Below are 20,199 nucleotides of genomic sequence, written 5' to 3'. Positions count from 1 at the left end.
TATTAAAATTGAACTTGAAGGCCTAATGTATATTTTCTAGGGATCGGGTATCCATTTCCATTATACTCGCCATATCCGTTTACAGCCTCCGCATCAGGCAGTTTTTTAGATTGCTGGAACATATGAACATTGTCAACTACCGCAAATATTTTAAGCTGGCTCAATCCCAATCTTTTTAAAGTCCTGGCATTCAGGTCGTAGCCAATATTGATGCTTCTTATCCTCAAATAACCACCCTTTTCTAAGAAAAAAGTTTGTGCCCCTGTATAATAATAGTGGTAACTACCCAAATCGTATTTAGCGTATTCAGCATTGTCGCCAGGATTTCTCCAGATATTAAGTCTGTCTAAATCAGGGGTGGAGAAATTTGCGAAATTTGATACAGCATCAATAGACGTTGAATTAGCAAAACGATCTGAATCAAATAAGTTCAGTACATCTCTTTTAAATGTAAATGTTGCAAAAATGCTCAACGAGAAATTTTTGTAGCTGAAATTATTGGTCCATCCACCTGTAAAACGCGGATTGGGATCACCGACTGGCATTTTATCAGGATTAATTCCATCATTAAAAACATCAATAACACCATCTCCGTCAAGGTCAGCCAGATAAAATTCACCGGCTGCATAGGTACCACTCGTATTCTTGTACAATTCTCCTGTGAAAGGATTAACAGGGATATCACTTGTTCTCGAAAATACCCCATTTGTTCTATATAAGTAAAATGCATTTATTGGGCTCCCGACAGAAAGGATATGGGATTTATCAAACCGGTCACCTCTCAATACAATGTCTCTGCCACCGTTAGGCAGGCTCATGATCTGGTTTTTGTTGTAGGATATATTAAATGAGGTATTCCATTTAATCTTTTTACTGATTGGAGTTGCGTTAAAGGTTAATTCCATACCAGAATTGCGCACAGAAAATGCATTGGTAAACGCGTTATCATAACCAGAAGTAACTGGCAAGTCTACATTAAACAATTTATCCTTTACCTCTTTATTGTATACATCAAACGAAAGTGCGTATTTTCCATTTTGGAATTCAAGATCAGTACCGATATTCCATTGCGTTGATTTTTCCCAGCTTAAATCTTTTTGTGCCACACCGTTAATAAAATTTGGAGTTATTGCTGTAACGCCGTTATATGAAGTTGCACCGGGGAGTCCATATTGAACACCATTAACAGCACCATTACCTTCAAACCCACCATTATTAACCAGGTATTTATTATACTGTACGTATGAATTCCTTAAATCTTCATTGCCGGTAGCGCCGTAACTACCCCTGATTTTCACTAGTGTAAATGGATTATTAGTGATGTTTTTCATAAAATTTTCTTCGGATAATATCCAGCCTACCGATACCGAAGGGAAAACACCATATTTGTTGTTCTCGCCGAAACCAGATGAACCATCAGTCCTGAGTGTTCCGGATAACAAATATTTACTATCGTAGTCATAGTTAAAACGACCATAATAGGCAATTAAACCATGTGCCCGATACTGCGACAAAGCAAAAATATTGGCTTGCTGAAATCCCGTTACCACTTGTATGTTATCAGAAGCACCACCAAATCCGGCAGCCTGTGTATTCTGATATTTATTGTATTCTATATCCTGCCCTACCACAGCACTAAAAGAATGCTTTCCAAGCGTACCATTGTAGTTTAGGTAATTAGAAGTTCTTAAACCAATACCACTGGAAGAAAAACTAGTCGCGCTGTTTCCAAAATTATTATTGAGCAGGCTACTTCTGCTGGCATCTCTCCGGGTATTGTCTGAAGTATATGAGGACTGCGAGTTTAGCGTAAAATGCTTATTAAACTCATAAGATAAATTTAAGTTGATGCCAAACTGATTACTGACGTTTTTGTCGAGGTTTTCGCTGTTAGGACTTACAAAAAAATCTAGTTTCTCAGGTGACAAATTGATCAGTGACGAGGGCAGATTGCCAGCACCAATTTTGGTTGGTTTGTTCGGATCATCTGGATCTTCATTTCCTCTCGCCCGATCAGCGCTTGAGTAGTAAAATTGTGGATTAATCATCAGCTTTTTATTCAAAGCCCTTGACGTTAAATTAATCCTCGAACTATACCTTTTAAATCCTGTTCCCTTTATAATTCCCTGCTCATTATAATAACCACCACTAAAACGGTAGGTCATTCCGTTGTCCGATCCACCGGTTATACTCAAGTTATTATCATTAATCTTACCCACCTGATAAAATAAATCCTGCCAATCTGTATTTCCGTTAAAAGCCGGATTTAAACTATCGGTAAGCAAATAGGGCAACTGTCTTCTTTGGTCGTAAGTAAGCTGACGCTGCAAAACTTCCATTTTTTGCCTGCGTTCTGTAGCGCCTATCGTTGCTTCCCTCAGATCTGGCCTTTGCACAAAACCCACATAACTACTTAAGGAAACCCTGGTTTCTCCGCTAACACCTTTTTTGGTTGTAATCAGAATTACACCATTTGCCGCTCTTGATCCATAAATAGCTGCTGCTGATGCATCTTTCAACACATCGATTGATTCAATGTCGTTCGGATTAATCCCTGCAAGATAGTTTGTACCAGTTCCTGTACCAGGTGGCACAAAGTCATCTGAAGATTGTGGCACCCCATCAACCACATATAATGGCGTTCTTACGGTATTAAACTGATCGTAGCTCGTACTCGCTGTTGAGTTACCACGTACCGAAACAGTTGGTGACACTCCAGGCTGGCCGGTAAAATTTTGAACATTTACGCCCGAAAGCCTGCCCTGTAACAATTGGTCAAAACTTGCAGCAGGTAAATTAGCCAGTTCTTTCCCGGAAATACTGGAAATAGAGGCCGTTGATTTTTTTCTGGTAATTTTTTGATAACCAATCAGTACCACCTCATCAAGCATCTTATTGTCGTCTTGTAAAGAAAAGTTCAGTATGGCATTTGCCGTAACAGGTTTCTCTACCGTTAAGAAGCCCACAATCCTTGCCACAAGTATTGCTTTACTATTTTGTACAGTTAATACGAACTTTCCATCCCCATTTGTGGAAGTACCATTTTTTGTTCCCTTTTCCAATATAGATACCCCAGGAATGGGTTTATCGTTCTGATCTAAAACGGTTCCCTTTATTATTTGCTGGGCAAATGCCAGCCAGGGAATTAATAAATAAAAAAATGTTGCAGATAGAAATTTCAGATAGAAATGTCTTGTAAAAGTTTTTTCCATTGACGGTTAGTTAGTTATGTTTGATTTTTAATAAAAGTAATGGTATTATACCAGCGTCTTTTATTCCTTTTTACCCAACAAACACCATATTTTAACTAAAACCAATCATTAGCCTCATGCGCTAACTAAAAATATTACTCATCACCTACATAAACCCGTTTATAGCTCCTTATTCCGCATGATGATGTAGCTTAAAAGCCGTTTACCCATAAAACTGAGGGCCTAAACATTATCATTTGAATGACTTAAACTTTGTATCAAAACAATGTTGAACATCCTCCTATTTATTTTTATTGAGCAGATTATTTCTACAGCATCCTAAAACTGTTAAAATCTGACAGTTATCATTAACATCACTTAACAAGATTTAACAATCACTGCTGATATTAAAACACAATATTTGTGCTATTGTAGCGCTTCCTAACCCGTCGCCGTTTAACCTTACACTACATTTATTAATCAAAATTTAAAACCCAATGAAAATGTTTACCCTTAAAAAACTGAGTTACTATTCCTTCTTAACCCTTATCATTTCAATGGGATTTATTTCCTGTAAAAAAACCGAAACTGTTGATCCAAACTTATCGAATTTAAGAGTAACTAACATTTCGCCTACACTGGGCACCTATAATGTATACCTGAATGAAACGCTACTGAATACCGCTGCATTACCATTTGCCGGATCAACCTCTTACACTACCAGAACCTCTGGCAACTATACCTTAAAATTTACAACGGCCACTTCAACTGAAGGTATACTCACTAAAGCCCTTAATTTAACCGCCAGCACTAATCAATCTTTTTACCTGATCAACAAAACCGCTGCATTAGAAGTGTTAGCCTTAACGGATGATTTAACTATATCCTCCACAGACAAGGCATACATTCGCTTCATCAATCTTGCTCCGGATGCTTCCGCTATGGATTTGGTAAAAACAGGCAGCACAAATAGCTATGCAACAGGCAAACCTTATAAAAGTGCCAGTGGTTTTATCGCTGTCGACCCCGGAACATTTACCCTGAATTTAAAAGAAACCAGTTCCGGAACAGTTAAAGCTGTTTCTGAAAACAGCTCCTTTGCCGCAGGATATCACTATGATGTTATTGCCGGAGGTTTGGTTTCGCCTGCCAATGATACAGAAAGACCACTTAGCTTGAGGGTAATCCAAATCAAATAAACTTTTTACCCTTGTTGGTTTTTTGGGTTTCAATCCTGTTGTAACCAGGAAACCAACTTTTATCAGCTTCAGGATTCATCATTTCCGAGTGATGAAATGTTAATCTCAGCTGAAAACAGCTTTTAAAATCTGGCTACCGGCAATTTAAAAAGCAAACATCTTTTTGAACGCTATTCTTATTTAGAATTATTACAAATTATTTGGATTATAATTATTTCTACCGTTATTTTGCAGCTGTTTAGAATTAATCCAAATAAATAAGCATGCTTAAACTTAGACTCTTCAATTTAATACTTTTACTTTTATCTTTTACTTCAGCAACTTTCGCTCAGCAAACATCAACCATCAGTGGAAAAGTAACCACTTCAGATGGTAAGCCTGCCCCTTATATTTCTGTTGGCCTTAAAGGAAAAGGCATCGGGAATACCACAGCCGAAGATGGTTCCTTTACTTTAGACCGTATTAAACCCGGCACCTACATCATTCGCACTTCAGGTGTGGGCTTAAGTTCTGAGGAAAAAAACATTACCGTAACTTCAGGTCAGCCGCTCACCATAAATTTTGTACTGCGAGAAAATGCTGACCAGCTTAAAGAGGTGAACATTAGCAGTAATAAACGGAATAAATTTGCTACAAAACCAAGCAATTACGTGGCTAAGCTGCCTTTAAAAAACCTGGAAAACCCTCAGGTATATGTCACCATCAGTAAGGAATTAATGGAAGAACAAATCGCTACAGATTTTAACGCTGCCTTAAAAAATTCTCCCGGAATCGATAAACTATGGACCTCAACCGGCAGAGCTGGCGATGGTGCAGCTTATTATAACCTTCGTGGTTTTGTTACGCAGGTATCTATGATTGATGGTATTGCCGGACAAACCAACGGAGATCTTGATCCATCCAATATTGAAACGGTTGAAGTGATAAAGGGACCAGCCGGCGCTTTATATGGCGGTGCACTCACCAGCTTTGGAGGCTTGATTAACGTAGTGACCAAAAAGCCGTTGGATACCACCGGGGGCGCTGTTTCTTATTATACCGGTAGCTTTGGTTTAAACAGGTTAACCGCCGACGTTTACAGCCCGGTGAATAAGGCTAAAAACCTACTGTTTAGGATGAACGCAGCATATAACAAGCAAAATAGCTGGCAGGATGCAGGTTTTAATAAATCAACTTTTTTTTCTCCGGCTTTAGAGTACAGGGTTAATGATAAATTAAAATTAAATTTAGCTGCCGATTTCTATAGCTACGAAGGCACCAACCCTTTAATGGTTTTCTTAAACAGAAGCAGACCATTGATTGCCCGCACCCCGGATGAATTAAACTTTGACTTTGGAAAATCTTATACCAGTAACGATTTAACTGTTAAAACACCTACTAACAATGTTCGCGGCCAGGTAACCTATAAAATTTCTGATGAGTGGGTCGCTCAAACAAACTTCTCTCAGAACACCCGTAAATCTGACGGATTTTATCAGTACATCATGTATCTCGGCGCTACTGATAATGTGCTTTCCAGGTATATAAACATCCAGAATTCAACCAGTAACGGGGCTAATATTCAACAAAATTTTATTGGAGATTTTAAAATCGGTGGTATCAGAAACCGGGTAGTCATCGGGTTGGATTATTTATCTCAAAAAACAAACAACAGCAATTCTCCATATGTATTGTTTGATTTAGTTAATAGTGTAGGTACACCCGCAAACTATGCCAGCATTACCCGCAGTGCTGTAGAAGCTAAAATTGCCGCAGCCTCAGGCCCGGCAAAATCATCTACTTTAAGTAAAGTATATAGTGCCTATGTATCAGATGTGGTAAACATCACTGATGAGTTGGGTGCAATGCTGAGTTTAAGGGTTGATCGGTTTGACAATAAAGGATCTTATGATATCTCGACTGGCATAACCACAGGTAAATATTTACAAACAGCGTTATCGCCTAAGTTTGGTTTAACATATAATATTGTAAAAGATCAGGTAGCATTATTTGCCAATTACATGAATGGTTTTAAAAACCTGGCACCTGTTATTCAGCCATTGGCAGATATTAATGGCACGTTTAAACCTCAGCAAGCCAATCAGATTGAAGGTGGTGTTAAGGCTGATCTATTTCATAACAAGCTCAATATTACAGCAAGTTATTTCGACATCAAAGTGGATAACATTATCAGGGCTGAATCCATTAACAGAGGTGGAACCAATTATAACATCAGTGTTCAGGACGGAACGCAAAGAAATAAAGGTATTGAAATCAGCTTAAATGCCAATCCGGTAGCGGGCCTGAATGTAGTTGCCGGCTATAGCCATATTGACAGTAAGCTCACTAAAGCCGCTCCATCTGTAGAAGGCAGAAGACCAGTTGATGCGGGACCGGAAAACATGATTAACGGTTGGATCAGCTATACCATTAGTAAGGGAAGTTTAACAGGGTTGGGTCTTGGTTTTGGTGGCAATTACAACAGCACAAATATAATTACCAATAATGCTGTTACAGGGATTTTCACGCTACCGTCATATACCGTTTTAAATACCACTGTTTTTTATAACAGGAATAAGTATCGACTCGGACTTAAGTTAGACAATATCACAGATAAGAGATATTATAAAGGCTGGACAACAATCGAACCTCAAATGCCTAGAAATCTGGTAGCAAACATCACTTACAAATTCTAATTTTTAATTCAATGAGATTATTAACACTAACAGCAGTGATGCTGATGATCAGTCTGATTACTGCTGCACAACAAGTGGCCACTATTAAAGGAAAAGTAAGCACTTCAAATGGTCGCCCTGCTCCCTTTATTACCATAGGTTTGAAGGATAAGGGGCAGGGTACCACTTCAGATGATGCCGGTAATTATACCATTCATCGCGTAAAACCAGGAACATATATTATTGTGGCTTCTGCCGTAGGCATTAAAGCATCAGAACAAACCATAACAATCACTGCCGGAGAAGATAAAGTGGTTAACTTTACACTGGTAGAAACCGATCAGGCCCTGGAAGAGATAACCATTGCCGGTAAAAATAACAGGTACAAAATAGGATTACCTTCCGCCTCCCTGCGTTTGAATGAACCCCTTTTAGAAGCGCCTCAAAATATACAAACCGTTAGTGATCAGGTGATCAAAGACCAGCAAATCATTAGCATGAGCGATGGTTTAATCAGAAATGTGAGTGGTGCTACCCGAATAGAGCATTGGGGTGATATGTACACCAACATTACCATGCGCGGATCCCAGATACAGGCAATGAGAAATGGTTTCAATGTCGTGTCATCATTCTGGGGACCCCTGACAGAAGACATGAGCTTTGTTGATCATATTGAATTTGTAAAAGGTCCGGCAGGTTTTATGCTCGGAAATGGTGATCCAAGTGGCATGTATAATGTAGTGACCAAAAAGCCAACAGGTTTTAACCGTGGGGAGGTTTCCTTTACCTTGGGGAGTTATGACCTGTACCGCACTGCAATTGATTTCGACCGCAAGTTAACGAATGATGGAAAACTATTGTTCAGGCTAAATGGTGCGGTACAAAATAAAGGATCTTTCAGGCCTTATGAGCAAAATGATCGCTATAGCATTGCTCCGGTATTAAGTTATCAGATTACAAACCGCACTAAATTAACCGCCGAATATACCTTTCAAAATGCAAAAATGACTGAGGTCGGATCATATTATATTTTCTCGCCGGATGGATATGCCACGCATCCACAGGAGCTTACCATGACGCAGCCTGGAGTTCCGCCAACACGTATCAAAGACCAGAGTATATTTTTAAACCTGCAGCACAATTTTGACGATAACTGGAAATTAACCGCACAGGCCGCCTATTTTAAGTATAACCAGGTAGGTTATAGTTCGTGGCCATCTGCCGTGAATGCCAATAGTACAGTCATTAGAAATGTGGCCATTTGGGATGCCGAAAGCAGCATGAAACTGGCTCAATTATTTATCAATGGAAAGGTGAAAACCGGTGGCATTAACCACCGCATTTTAGCAGGCTTTGACGGTGGAAAGAAAAATTATATGGCAGACTGGGGTCAATCGCATAATTTAGATTTACCAACTGCTCCATTTGATTTAAATAACCCAAACTATGGTTTCCCTTTAAATGGGTATCCGGTTTTTGATCGCACAACACCCTTAACACAAAGAGCCATCAACGCTGGCGGGTTAATGGATTCAAAATATTTAAGTGCCTACGCACAGGACGAACTTGGTTTCTTCAACAATAAAGTACGTTTAACATTAGCCGGCCGCTATACTTATGTGAATCAATCAGCCTGGGGTGGCGAAGCCTATTCAGCCAAAAAAGTTACACCACGAGTTGGTTTAAGTGTATCCATCGATAAAAATACGGCAGTTTATGCCGTTTATGATGAAGCCTTTACGCCGCAAAGTGGCTTAATCCGCAACGGTGGTAAGGTTGAACCCATTACCGGCACCAATAATGAGATTGGTATAAAGAAAGATTGGTTTGATGGGAAATGGAATACAACGCTATCAGTATATAGAATTCGTAAACAAAATGAACTGACTGCTGATCCTGCAAATGGCGTAATTAATAACCCAGCAGATCCGGCTAATCCGATAAGAGAGAACTTTAGTGTTGTTTTAGGCGAGAAAAGATCCCAGGGTATCGAGTTCGACTTAAGGGGTAAAATCACGGATGGTTTAACTTTAATTGCCAACTACGCCTACACAGATTCTAAAGTAACCGAAGTTACACCTGGTGTTACCGGTATTAATGTGGGCGATGTTGTTCCGGGTTTTGCTAAACATGTATCAAATGGATGGTTAACATATACCTTGCAAGATGGGGCATTAAAGGGTTCCGGAATTTCAGCTGGCTTTACCTATCTGGCCGGCCGCGCAACAGATACCTGGAGTGTGGGTTTACAAAAATTACCTAATTACTTTAAGTTAGATGGCGGATTGTTTTACGAACGCTCGAAATTTAGAATCACCGGAAATGTATTTAACATTCTGGATAAATATTTATACAGTGGTTCTTATTACCAATTTTTAAATGCTTACTACTACCAGGCAGAAGCACCAAGAAATTACAGAGTAAGTGTAGCCTATAAATTCTAACAAATCTGCGAGCAGAAATTGGTCAGATAGTTTCTGCTTGCTTTTACCTAAAACCGAAATACAATGAAAACGAAATTATCACTATTGTTTTTTTTCTTCACCTTCAGCCTTTCTCAGGCATTTTCACACGCTTTATGGATTGAAACTGCATCAACAGGGAAGAAAGGTCAAGCTCAGGAAGTAAAAATCTTTTTTGGAGAATACGAAGCCAATGAACCAGACTCTACCGCAAAATGGTTCAGCAATTTAAAGGATTTTAAACTGATGTTAATTGCACCAAACGGAACAACAAAAGTATTGACGGCTTCGCCAGATTTACATTTCTACAAAGCCAGTTTTACCCCGGATCAAAGCGGAACCTATAAATTAGCTGTGGTACACGAAGTGGCAGATATTTATGAAAAAGGCAAATTAATGTACTATGCATTTGCCGATGTTGCTATAGGTGGCAAGAAACTAAATAATGGTTTTCCGGCTAATGCAGCATTAACCATCAGGCCAGATCAACCTGTTCTAAAAGTTGGCGAATCATCCACTAATCAGCTTATTTACGACAAAAAGCCTTTTGCGAAACAAAAAATAACACTGGTTAATCCGGAGAGAAAAGTTATTCCGACAGAAACTGATGCTGACGGAAAATTCATCTTTAAGCCGGAAGCAAAAGGAAATTATTTCATTGAAGCATTTACTGAAGATAAAACTGCCGGAAAGCTGAATGGAAAAGATTATGAAAAAGTTTGGCACCTGGTTACTTATACTACCCAGATCAATTAAAAACCAATGCAACATTTACAACCCATTAGCAGCATAAAACCTGCAATGGGTTAATTTATTACAATATTGATGGCACCAACCAAACCAGTCCAAAAAAAACCAGCAAAATCCCGGATTCGAAAAATCAGCGATTGGCTACACTTGTGGCTTGGAATTGCTTCGGGTTTGGTCGTTTTTCATCTGGGTATTACCGGATGTATTTTTGCTTTTCAAAAAGAAATCACCGAATGGATTCATCGGAAAGAAATTTTTGTTGATGTGCCTGCTAACAGGCAAACTGTTCCGCTTAGTGTTTTAAAACAAACAGCAGAGAAAGCTTTAGGTGGCAACAAACAAATTTCCTTTATTTCTACTTACCAGGAAGCAGATCGTGCCTGGGAATTTGGCACTTTTAAAGCAGGAGACCCCAAAGCTTTCTGGTATTTTGATTCAATAGACTATTACGATCTGGTACTGGTTAATCCTTATACCGGAAAGGTAACAATGGTTGCCGATCACAAATATGAATTCTTTGCCATCGTTAAAATGCTCCATTGGAGTTTTCTAATGAATCATCCCATTGGTCAGCAGATTATTGGTTGGGCTACTTTCATTTTTGTATTTCTACTGATTTCCGGAATGGTGATGTGGTGGCCCAAAAACCTTAAAAAATCCAATTTTGATAAAAGTTTCAAAATCAAATGGCGTGCAAAGTTTAAAAGGGTAAATTATGATTTACATAACGTACTGGGTTTTTATGTGATGATCATTTGCCTGATGCTGGCGCTTACCGGCATGGTTTGGGCTTTTAAATGGTTCCAAACCACGGTATATGTGGTTGCTTCCAGAAGCATTACCCCTCCGGTACAGGCTGATGTGAAGTCGGATGCTACAAAAAAAATCACAGCAAATCCCTTCGATATCGCTTTTGAAAAAGCAAAACAGACATTTAAAGATTTTGACCGGATCGGTATGTCGCCTGCAGTGCCAGGCGGAACCAACACCATTTATGCCACCGGCTATCATGGTACTGAAACGTATTGGAATTTTGATGTTTTACAGTTTGATCAGTATACAGGAAAATTGTTGCATCGCAAAAACCAACGTGATAAAAATGCCGGCGAAGCACTCATCGGAATGAATTACGATATCCACGTGGGTGCAATATTGGGCTTGCCTGGAAAAATCATGGCCTTTTTTGCCAGCTTCATTGCCGCAAGTTTACCCATTACAGGTTTCATCATCTGGTGGGGGAAAAAGAAAAAAAAGAAAAATCCCGCCCTGGCGGATCAGTAAACCTTAACCTTTATAAAATGAAAAATCTAAATTTCTTAGCCGTATTGATTGTACTCATAACAGCTAATGTCCAGGCTCAGGATAAATTTGAGCAAGATAGAAAAGCCATTAAATCACTAGCAGGTTTCTATAAGGTAAATTTCAATTATGCAGAAATTACTGCCCCAAACACGGAATATCAGTTTAGCAAGCCTTACCGGAGCCATGGAAATGAATGGGCAGAAATCATTGTTGATGAGCCTAAACGCATCGTGATTCAACATATGTTAGCCATTAATGATTCTACGGTAATTAAACACTGGCGCCAGGACTGGACCTATGAGGATACTGATATTATGCTTTATACACAGGATAATTCCTGGAAGAAAACAACCTTAACGCCTGCTCAGGTAAAAGGGAAATGGACGCAAAAGGTTTACCAGGTAGATGATAGTCCACGTTACCAGGGTTATGGAACCTGGAGCCATGTTGGCGGTCATGATGCCTGGCAAAGCGAAACAGATTCGCCACTTCCAAGAAGGGAATCAACCGTTCGGAATGACTATAATGTTTTAAATCGTGGCAGCAGAATTTATATTACAAAAGAGGGCTGGATGTTTGAGCAAGACAATAAAAAAGTTTTGCGTACGCCGAAAGGTGACCAGTTGCTGGCTATAGAAAAAGGATATGAAGAATTTACTAAAATCGATCCAAAGAAATTTGAATATGCCCAGAAATGGTGGGATAACCAAAAAACATATTGGGCTGATGTTCGTGAGGTATGGACAGATTTAACTAAAACCTCGCCAGCTGATTTCAAAGTTAAAACCAAAGTAAATGACAAATTATTATATGAAGTACTATTTGCATTAGGTGATCAATCCATTACAGATAAATGGACTTCAGTTCAAAATAAAGAAAAGATAAAAGTGGCACTGCAACCCTATTTAGCAAAGTAGCATGGCTAAAACCATATTTACAAAAGCCATTCGATTTCAAAATTGAATGGCTTTTTGCATGGATTTTGTTTAGCATTTAAAAAGCATATTTACCGAATTTATCATTTAACAACAATTTCCGCTTAGCTTTACACTTCATCCTTTTTTATGAAAAAGATCTTCACGCTGTTTTTAATGTTGTCCAACATCGCCTGCTTCGCACAGGATTCTCTTTACGTGCGTAAGATGGTTAACACCTTAGCATCTGCGTCCTTCTGGGGGCGTGGCTACACCAAAGATGGCATGAAGAAAACTGCAGATTTCTTATTAGCCGCATATAAAAACATAGGCTTGCTACCTATGGGAACAGACTTTAAGCAAGAATTCGCTTATCCCGTAAATACTTTTCCTGGTAAAATGTTTGTAGCCATTAACGGTAAAAAGCTTATGCCTGGTAGAGACTTTATCGTTAACAATGAAAGCGCCGGCGTCAAACAAAAAGGAAGTTTGGAAAAAGTTGACAGCTTAAATTTCATCGCACATCCAAACCTGCGTATTCAATTAAAAGATAAGTTAACCTGGTCTGTAGCCACAACTGTTGCGCAGGAAACAACCATCGAGATCAATCGTAAAAATTTCAAAGAAATACCAAGGGAGATTAGTGTCGATATAGAAAACAAATTTATTGAAAACTTCAGGGCATCCAATATTTGCGGATGGATTAAAGGAACCAAACAACCCGATTCCATGTTGATCATCACGGCACATTATGATCACCTTGGTGGAATGGGTGCTGATACCTATTTTCCAGGAGCCAATGATAATGCTGCAGGTGTGGCTACTTTACTAAGCCTGGCAAAATATTACAAAGCACATCCTCAGCCCTACTCCATAGGGTTCATCTGTTTTGCAGGTGAAGAAGCCGGTTTGCTTGGTTCGCGCTACTTCGTTGAAAACCCACCAATTCCCTTAAGCAAAATTAAGTTTCTGATTAACCTGGATTTAGTTGGAACAGGAGAAAGCGGAATGACTGTCGTAAATGCAAGTGTTTATCCTAAAGCATTTTCTTTGTTAAATGAAATTAATCAGGAGCAAAAATTAATCAGCAAAATTAATTCAAGAGGAAAAGCGGCAAACAGCGATCATTACTTTTTCACTGAAAAAGGTGTTCCGGCCTTCTTCATTTACACACAGGGTGGTCCTTCGGCTTATCATGATATTTTCGACAGAGCTGAAACCTTACCCTTAACTGAATACCATGATTTATTTAAGCTGATTGTTGGGTTCAATCAAAGGATCATGGAATAAGAAAATGCGCAGGTTCAACTTCGTATATCCATTAAAATAAGTCAGCCTAAAGATTTTTCTAAACTGAAAATCAGTATAAAAAGAAGAATATCATACACAATGCATCTGTAACTTTTTTGCGCCATTTCAAATCTGTTCGGGATTAACCTTATGTTTAACTAAATTTTTAGTTGTTTTGTTGATTGTATTCATTTTTAACATGTAAAGCAAAAATGCTGGTTTTGGATGTCCGTCACATTTTATAAGACCTTCATCACATTTTTTAAAGTGGCATCAATACCATACATAACTTCAGACTTCCTAATCAGCTATTATATGAAGATATTCCTACTTTCAGCAATTTTATGTTTTACATTTCTTAACCTGGCTGCTCAAAAAAACGGCAGTATAACAGGTATATTGGCAGATAGTGCCAACCACAATAGCACTTTAAATTATGCTACAGTTTCTGTGTATAAGGCTGGAGACAGCATTTTAACGACTTATAAACTTTCTGATGATCATGGCGTTTTTAAAATTAATGGCTTGGCAACGGGATTAAAATACCGACTGATCATAACAGCCTGGCAATATGGAATTTACAGAAAGAATGTAGAACTTACCGCAGATAAACCCATTTTAGATTTGGGCACACTTTATCTCTCCACAAAATCTAACGATCTCGATGAAGTGATCATTACGGCAGAAAGGCCTCCTGTGATTGTCCGGAAGGATACGATTGAATTTAATGCAGCATCATTTAAAACACTTCCATCGGCTGTAGTGGAAGATTTGTTAAAAAAATTGCCTGGTGTACAAATCGCTGCTGATGGTTCCATCATGGTGAATGGTAAAACGGTTAGTAAAATCCTGGTGGATGGAAAGGAATTTTTTGGTGGAGACCAGCAAATTGCCACCAAGAACTTGCCTGCCAATATGATAGACAAAGTTCAGGTGGTTGATGATAAACAGGCAAAAAGACGTAATCCTGATTTAACGGCAGCTGAAATTCCGCAGGTGATTAACCTGAAACTAAAAAAAGCCATTAAAAAAGGTGCCTTTGGAAAATTATATGCAGGTGCTGGCACTAAAAACCTGTATCAGGCTGGCGGCTTAATGAACTTTTTCAGAGATACTACACAGGTAAGTGTATTGGCATACGGAAACAATATCAATCAACCTGGTTTTAATCCGAATGATGTGCAAAGAATTGGCGGTTTCAACCGAAGTGGTGTAAATTCCATGATGATGAGCTCTGGTGGATATTTCGAATTTAACGGAATTAGCTTTGGCGGAAGTTACAGCGGAATTCAAACCTCATCAGGAGGAGGTTTCAACTTCAATACGTTAACCAAAAAAGGAATAAAAATAAACACACAGTATTTCTTCGGCAAAAATGATAATCTGCTGGAAAGATTAACCAATACCAACCAAACCCTTGGAGAAGATAGGTTAGTCACCAATGCAAATGAAAATACCAGTTCACTAACATTGAAACATAATATTGCCGGGAAAATTGATTGGCAGATAGACTCACTAACCCAGTTAACCATTGAGCCCTTTCTGGTATTGAACTCCAATAATTCCGTAAGTACAAATTATTCAACCAATACCAATGCCGCGGGGCAGTTGCTCAATACCCTTCAAAACTTAAATAACATCAATTCAGCTAATAATAAGTATCAGCTGGTGGCCGATCTGAGTAAAGATTTTAAGAAAGCCGGAAGATCATTTAATATCGGATTTGACATATCAACCAAACCCAATCCTGGCTTAAACTATAATCAAAGTAGCAATACCACCTTTCTAACGCCTTCTACAACTGAAATAGATCAATTAAGAAATAATCAAATTGAAAATTTCAGAACGTATATCTATACGAATTACAGCGAACCCATTAATAAAAAACTTAACTTCAAGATTGATTTAAGCGGCAATATCATCAATAATGAGAATGCCCTCAGCACTTTTTATAAAAACCAGGCCAATCAGTTGTATGATATTGTCATTCCGAATCTAAGCCAAACGGTTGAACAAACAGGCTTTAAAACAAACATGAATGTGAGCTTGAATTATAAAATCACCAAAGATTTTAACTTGCAGCCGGGAGTGGTACACAATTATATTTCACTTAACAACCGTTTTAGCCATGCAAACAACCTTAACCAGCGCTATCATTTCATTTGGCCAACATTTCAGTTAAAGTATAAAATATTCCGAATCAATTATTCGGCGCAGTTTACAGAACCAAATGTAAGCTATTTACAGCCCGTAGCCGATAATACAAATGCCTTGTATATCCGCAATGGTAATCCAAATTTATTACCTGCCCGAACACAAAATGTAAGTTTAAATATGTACAAATATGATCCGCAAAACCTGATCAATTATAATTTATACGGTTATGGAAACTTTACTAAAAACGGAATTGTAAACACCGTAAACATCAGCAACGGTGTACAAACGGTAACCCCGATTAATGCAAGCGGAATATACAGCTTTAATGGTGGAGCCAATGGTGCTAAAGATTTCAAATTCAACAAAACAAGCTTAAAGCTAGGGCTAGGTTTCTGGGCGAACTTCAATCACCTGCCAGTTATTGTAAATAATATCAGGAGTAATGCCAATGTATTTTATGTAGGGCCAAATGGAAGCATTCGCCTCAATCTGAATGATGTGGTAGAAATCAACCAATCGTATGCTATTAATTTAAACCGCAGTCGCTACCAGGATAATTTCTACACAAATTTAAGCTACAATACACAAAACAGCACTTCTGAATTGATAATCAGATACCCTAAAAAAGTTGTTTTTGAAACCAATTTTGCACTGACTGCAAACACGCAGCAAATTGCAGGCTATAACAATAACATTAAACTTTGGAATGCAGCCATAACCTATCTTTTTATGAAGAATGACAAACTTCAGCTGAAACTGGCAGTGAATGACATTTTACAAAGTAACGTGCGCCGTTCTATTGAAATTACAGGAAACAGTGTGGTGGATTATCAAACGAATAATCTGGGCAGATACGGCATGTTAACCCTAACATATAACATCCAGAACTTTGGGCAGAAAGTTGGTGGCAGGCAAACGATGTTTAGTTTTTAAATTGTCAGATCGTCCTTGCCGAGGCACGAAGCAATCTCATTTGCGAGTAAAATTGCTTCATGCCTCGCATTGACAGATTTATGCCAATGTTAATTTCACCAGGTACTGGTCTTCACCATCATCAAAAATCATTTCGCAATTCCAGCCGGTCTCCGCAGCAATTGCTTTGATGCTTTCTTCGTCAATATAAACCCAATTGAACCAATCACCTTTTTTGCCTTGATATTCGTATTGATAGGAAACTTCACCATAATACTGGTTTTGAGGCTTTAACTGGTCCTCATACAAATACGAAATATCAGACGAATCGAAAATCACTTGTCCGCCGGGGTTAAGCAAATCTTTTATTTTGATCAGAAATTCTTTAAAGCCAGAAAGTGTTCCGGTTAGGCCAATACCATTCATCAGCATTAAAATGGTATCAAACTTTTCCTGGTAAGTAAAAACATCCTGAAGTAAGGCTTTTTTTACGCCACGATCTTTCATAATATCAACCGCAGCTGCTGATACATCGATAGCCGTTACATCAATATTAAAGGCTTGTAAAAGTAAAGCATGACTTCCTACGCCTGCACCAATATCTAAAACTTTTCCAGTACACATATGCAATGCCTGTAACTCCAAAACCGGCATTTCTTCATCATCACGAAAGAAAAATTCGAGAGGCATTTCTTCCGGTTCGCCGTAAGAATTGTGTAACCAAAGTGTATCGGCTTCGCCGGTTTTATAAATATCAGTAAGTGCCTCACCAAAAACATCCATATTACAAAGATAGCGAGGAATGGCGAAATAGTAAAGAATAAGGAACAAAGAGCAAGGAACAAAGAAAAATTTAATTTATGAAATCTACCTTAAGTTAGCCGATAGATGAAAAACGCCTATCGAATAAAATCTTTAAACATGCAATCAAACATCTCTATGTAACATGTCCGAAGGTCATTCATCAACTAAATCTCAAACTCCTGATGATATTCGGGAATGGCAACATGCTTAAATCCATGATCCTTTAAACGTGTGGCAAAGTGTTGCTGCACTTCATATTCTCCATGAACCAGAAACAATTGTTTTACCAGTGCAGGATCCTGACAGGAAAGAAATTTTAATAAATCTTCATAATCACCGTGCGCACTCATCGATTTGATGGATTGAATTTCTGCTTTTACATCATACTCATCCCTGAAAATTTCTACCACTTTTTTACCTGCAATTAATTGTCCACCCAGTGAATTGGGTTCACAGTAGCCTACCATTAAAATGGTGTTTTTTTGGTTTCCTATATTGTTTCTGATGTGATGCTTTACTCGTCCGGCATCAGCCATACCTGAAGCAGAAATAATCACGCAAGGTCTTGGGTCTTCATTTAAGGCTTTAGATTCCGCTACACTTTCAATAAACCGCAATCCTTTGAAACCAAAAATATCATGATCTACTTTTAAAATCTCTTTTACCCCATTATTATACACTTCGGGATGGTTCCTTAAAATTTCAGTTGCTTTTGACGATAATGGGCTATCTACATAATAAGGAACATCTGGTAATTTGCCTTTTAATTCCAAACCATTCAGTGCATAAAGCAATTCCTGCGTTCTTCCTATGGCGAAAGCAGGAATAATGACTTTCCCTTTTTTAACCTCGCAGGTGTTCTGGATAATGTCCAGGAGCATATTTTCAATTGGATCGAGGTCTTTATGCAAAGAATCGCCATAAGTAGATTCCATTAAAATATAGTCTGCCTGATCAAAATGCTGCGGACTTTTTAACAACAAATCGCCATAACGACCTACATCACCAGAAAAAGTTAGACGTGTAGATTTGTCATTCTCTTGGATGGTTAAATGAACAGTAGCACTTCCTAAGATATGGCCGGCGTCAGTCAATCGAAGGTGAATGTTTTCATCAATTTCAAAATCCTCTTCGTAGTCTACAATCCTCATCAGGCTTAATGTTTTTGCAACATCTTCATCTGTATAAAGTGCTTCTTCCATTTCTTCCCCTTCCCGGCGATGGCGATTAGAAAATTCAGCATCCTGCATTTGAATCTTAGCAGAATCCATCATTAAAATCCGCCCTAAATCCATGGTAGCAGCCGTACAGAAAATTTTTCCATTAAAGCCATCTGCTACCAGTTTAGGCAATAAACCACAATGGTCTATATGTGCATGAGATAGAATTACATAGGTAACTGCTTTAACATCGAAACCAAAAAAGTCATTTAACTTTTCGGTCACATGGCCCATTCCCTGAAACAGGCCACAATCTAATAGTATTTGGGTATTATTATCTAATCTAATAAGGTGCTTGCTACCTGTAACTGTACGGGCAGCACCATGAAAAGCAATCTTCATTAAGGTATGGTTAGAAATACAAAAAGAAAATGCCGGAATATCCGGCATTTCAATATTAAGCTTTTACCTCTGCTATTTTATCTTTCACCTTATCAGCCACATCTGATGCTCGATCAGCTAAACCAGCCAATTTATCTTTTGAGGAGTCTAACAGATCAGCAAAAAAGTCTGATAATTTACCTTTAAGATCATTTGAAGAATCTGAAGATAATGCCAATGCAATTGTTGCGCCTAATGCTGCTCCTGCTAACACGCCTACTATGATTTTCGTCTCTTTTTTCATGGTTTTAGTTATTTATCTAGTTAAACATATTTTAGTATAAGGTGTTTTATTTTTTTTATCTTACAAAAACCAATCCACAATGAAGCAAATATTTTTTATCGATCTGGATAATACCATATACTTTACAAAACCCAATGAAAAGCAGTTGATGGGTGGCTTATATCAATTTTTAGATGAACAGCATCTGGGCATCACAGCTGAACAATACCAGGCGGCAAAAAGTGAAATGCTGCGCACACCTTTTTTAAAAGTTGCCGAAAAATATGGTTTCAGAAAAGAAGCGATGGAAAACATTATCGATTATTTAAATTCGAGATCAGTAACAGAACCCTTAAAACCTTCGGATGATTATCATTTTATCAAAGCATTAAAAGGAAGAAAATTTATTGTCACAGCTGGCTTTTACAAGCAGCAGACTTCTAAAGTTAAAATGCTGGGAATTGCAGCTGATTTTGAAGAAGTTTGTGTGGTTGATGTTTCAATTTCTAATAAAAAAGAGGCTTTTCAGAAACTGATTGATCAGCATCAGTTCAAAACAGATGACATTCTGATCATTGGTGATGATGCGACATCTGAGATTAAATTCGGGCTGGAACTTGGGATAGAGACTTTCCTGCTAGATCCTGAAAACCGTTATCCGAATGCTGAAACAACCTACAAAGGGACTACCCTGAGCAGCTTAAAATCCGCAGCCGGACAATAACATAAAAAGGTCCCGA

At 38.3% G+C, this 20,199-nt stretch carries 13 protein-coding genes; 9 read left to right on the top strand and 4 right to left on the bottom strand.

Annotated features, from left to right (window positions below):
* Window positions 1-2: 2 nt before the first annotated feature.
* Window positions 3-3,212 (bottom strand): SusC/RagA family TonB-linked outer membrane protein, encoded by a 3,210-nt coding sequence (locus CBW18_RS17055; protein WP_088302534.1) that lies wholly within the window; start codon window positions 3,210-3,212, stop codon window positions 3-5.
* Window positions 3,213-3,694: 482 nt separating this feature from the next.
* On the opposite strand from CBW18_RS17055, the gene CBW18_RS17050 reads away from it, so the two are divergent.
* The 8 genes from CBW18_RS17050 (at window position 3,695) to CBW18_RS17015 (ending at window position 16,852) form a co-directional block, all read left to right on the top strand.
* Window positions 3,695-4,390, top strand: coding sequence for a DUF4397 domain-containing protein (locus CBW18_RS17050; protein ID WP_172406560.1), 696 nt, complete (start codon window positions 3,695-3,697; stop codon window positions 4,388-4,390).
* 263 nt (window positions 4,391-4,653) lie between these two features.
* A complete protein-coding gene (locus CBW18_RS17045) occupies window positions 4,654-7,065 on the top strand; it encodes a TonB-dependent receptor (RefSeq protein WP_088302532.1) in 2,412 nt (803 codons plus the stop codon).
* 11 nt (window positions 7,066-7,076) lie between these two features.
* Window positions 7,077-9,488 (top strand): TonB-dependent receptor, encoded by a 2,412-nt coding sequence (locus CBW18_RS17040; RefSeq protein WP_088302531.1) that lies wholly within the window; start codon window positions 7,077-7,079, stop codon window positions 9,486-9,488.
* A gap of 63 nt (window positions 9,489-9,551) precedes the next feature.
* Window positions 9,552-10,262: a DUF4198 domain-containing protein gene (locus CBW18_RS17035; protein ID WP_088302530.1), complete on the top strand. Its 711-nt coding sequence runs from the start codon at window positions 9,552-9,554 to the stop codon at window positions 10,260-10,262.
* 69 nt (window positions 10,263-10,331) lie between these two features.
* Window positions 10,332-11,537, top strand: coding sequence for a PepSY domain-containing protein (locus CBW18_RS17030; RefSeq protein ID WP_088302529.1), 1,206 nt, complete (start codon window positions 10,332-10,334; stop codon window positions 11,535-11,537).
* A gap of 17 nt (window positions 11,538-11,554) precedes the next feature.
* The gene (locus CBW18_RS17025; RefSeq protein WP_140418702.1) at window positions 11,555-12,475 is read left to right on the top strand and encodes a DUF6607 family protein; all 921 of its coding nucleotides are present in this window, start codon (window positions 11,555-11,557) and stop codon (window positions 12,473-12,475) included.
* Between the two features lie 147 nt (window positions 12,476-12,622).
* Complete coding sequence (locus CBW18_RS17020; protein WP_088302527.1) at window positions 12,623-13,762, top strand: M28 family metallopeptidase; 1,140 nt, start codon at window positions 12,623-12,625, stop codon at window positions 13,760-13,762.
* 315 nt (window positions 13,763-14,077) lie between these two features.
* Window positions 14,078-16,852: an outer membrane beta-barrel protein gene (locus tag CBW18_RS17015; protein ID WP_172406559.1), complete on the top strand. Its 2,775-nt coding sequence runs from the start codon at window positions 14,078-14,080 to the stop codon at window positions 16,850-16,852.
* Window positions 16,853-16,930: 78 nt separating this feature from the next.
* On the opposite strand, the gene CBW18_RS17010 is transcribed toward CBW18_RS17015, so the two are convergent.
* From CBW18_RS17010 to CBW18_RS17000, 3 genes are all read right to left on the bottom strand, one after another.
* Window positions 16,931-17,614 carry a bifunctional 2-polyprenyl-6-hydroxyphenol methylase/3-demethylubiquinol 3-O-methyltransferase UbiG gene (locus tag CBW18_RS17010; RefSeq protein WP_088302525.1) on the bottom strand — a complete coding sequence of 228 codons (684 nt, stop codon included), beginning with the start codon at window positions 17,612-17,614 and terminating at the stop codon, window positions 16,931-16,933.
* A gap of 185 nt (window positions 17,615-17,799) precedes the next feature.
* The gene (locus CBW18_RS17005; RefSeq protein ID WP_088302602.1) at window positions 17,800-19,197 is read right to left on the bottom strand and encodes an MBL fold metallo-hydrolase RNA specificity domain-containing protein; all 1,398 of its coding nucleotides are present in this window, start codon (window positions 19,195-19,197) and stop codon (window positions 17,800-17,802) included.
* Window positions 19,198-19,252: 55 nt separating this feature from the next.
* Window positions 19,253-19,480 (bottom strand): YtxH domain-containing protein, encoded by a 228-nt coding sequence (locus CBW18_RS17000; RefSeq protein ID WP_088302524.1) that lies wholly within the window; start codon window positions 19,478-19,480, stop codon window positions 19,253-19,255.
* Between the two features lie 79 nt (window positions 19,481-19,559).
* Here CBW18_RS17000 and CBW18_RS16995 point away from each other — a divergent pair, with 79 nt between their 5' ends.
* Window positions 19,560-20,183 carry an HAD family hydrolase gene (locus CBW18_RS16995; protein WP_088302523.1) on the top strand — a complete coding sequence of 208 codons (624 nt, stop codon included), beginning with the start codon at window positions 19,560-19,562 and terminating at the stop codon, window positions 20,181-20,183.
* Window positions 20,184-20,199: the final 16 nt, after the last annotated feature.

The sequence above is a fragment of the Pedobacter sp. AJM genome, from assembly GCF_002197755.1.
Classification (GTDB): Bacteria; Bacteroidota; Bacteroidia; order Sphingobacteriales; family Sphingobacteriaceae; genus Pedobacter.
Note: the sequence above shows the minus strand (reverse complement) of the source record. Positions and strands in the feature narration are given on the sequence as shown.

What these genes read in the sequence shown, in the direction of transcription:
- CBW18_RS17025 (WP_140418702.1), top strand. Translation starts at nt 11,555, where the DNA reads ATGAAAAATCTAAATTTCTTAGCCGTATTGATTGTACTCATAACAGCT.
- CBW18_RS17045 (WP_088302532.1), top strand. Translation starts at nt 4,654, where the DNA reads ATGCTTAAACTTAGACTCTTCAATTTAATACTTTTACTTTTATCTTTT.
- CBW18_RS17030 (WP_088302529.1), top strand. Translation starts at nt 10,332, where the DNA reads ATGGCACCAACCAAACCAGTCCAAAAAAAACCAGCAAAATCCCGGATT.
- CBW18_RS17055 (WP_088302534.1), bottom strand. Translation starts at nt 3,212, where the DNA reads ATGGAAAAAACTTTTACAAGACATTTCTATCTGAAATTTCTATCTGCA.
- CBW18_RS17000 (WP_088302524.1), bottom strand. Translation starts at nt 19,480, where the DNA reads ATGAAAAAAGAGACGAAAATCATAGTAGGCGTGTTAGCAGGAGCAGCA.
- CBW18_RS16995 (WP_088302523.1), top strand. Translation starts at nt 19,560, where the DNA reads ATGAAGCAAATATTTTTTATCGATCTGGATAATACCATATACTTTACA.
- CBW18_RS17015 (WP_172406559.1), top strand. Translation starts at nt 14,078, where the DNA reads ATGAAGATATTCCTACTTTCAGCAATTTTATGTTTTACATTTCTTAAC.
- CBW18_RS17010 (WP_088302525.1), bottom strand. Translation starts at nt 17,614, where the DNA reads ATGGATGTTTTTGGTGAGGCACTTACTGATATTTATAAAACCGGCGAA.
- CBW18_RS17035 (WP_088302530.1), top strand. Translation starts at nt 9,552, where the DNA reads ATGAAAACGAAATTATCACTATTGTTTTTTTTCTTCACCTTCAGCCTT.
- CBW18_RS17005 (WP_088302602.1), bottom strand. Translation starts at nt 19,197, where the DNA reads ATGAAGATTGCTTTTCATGGTGCTGCCCGTACAGTTACAGGTAGCAAG.
- CBW18_RS17040 (WP_088302531.1), top strand. Translation starts at nt 7,077, where the DNA reads ATGAGATTATTAACACTAACAGCAGTGATGCTGATGATCAGTCTGATT.
- CBW18_RS17020 (WP_088302527.1), top strand. Translation starts at nt 12,623, where the DNA reads ATGAAAAAGATCTTCACGCTGTTTTTAATGTTGTCCAACATCGCCTGC.
- CBW18_RS17050 (WP_172406560.1), top strand. Translation starts at nt 3,695, where the DNA reads ATGTTTACCCTTAAAAAACTGAGTTACTATTCCTTCTTAACCCTTATC.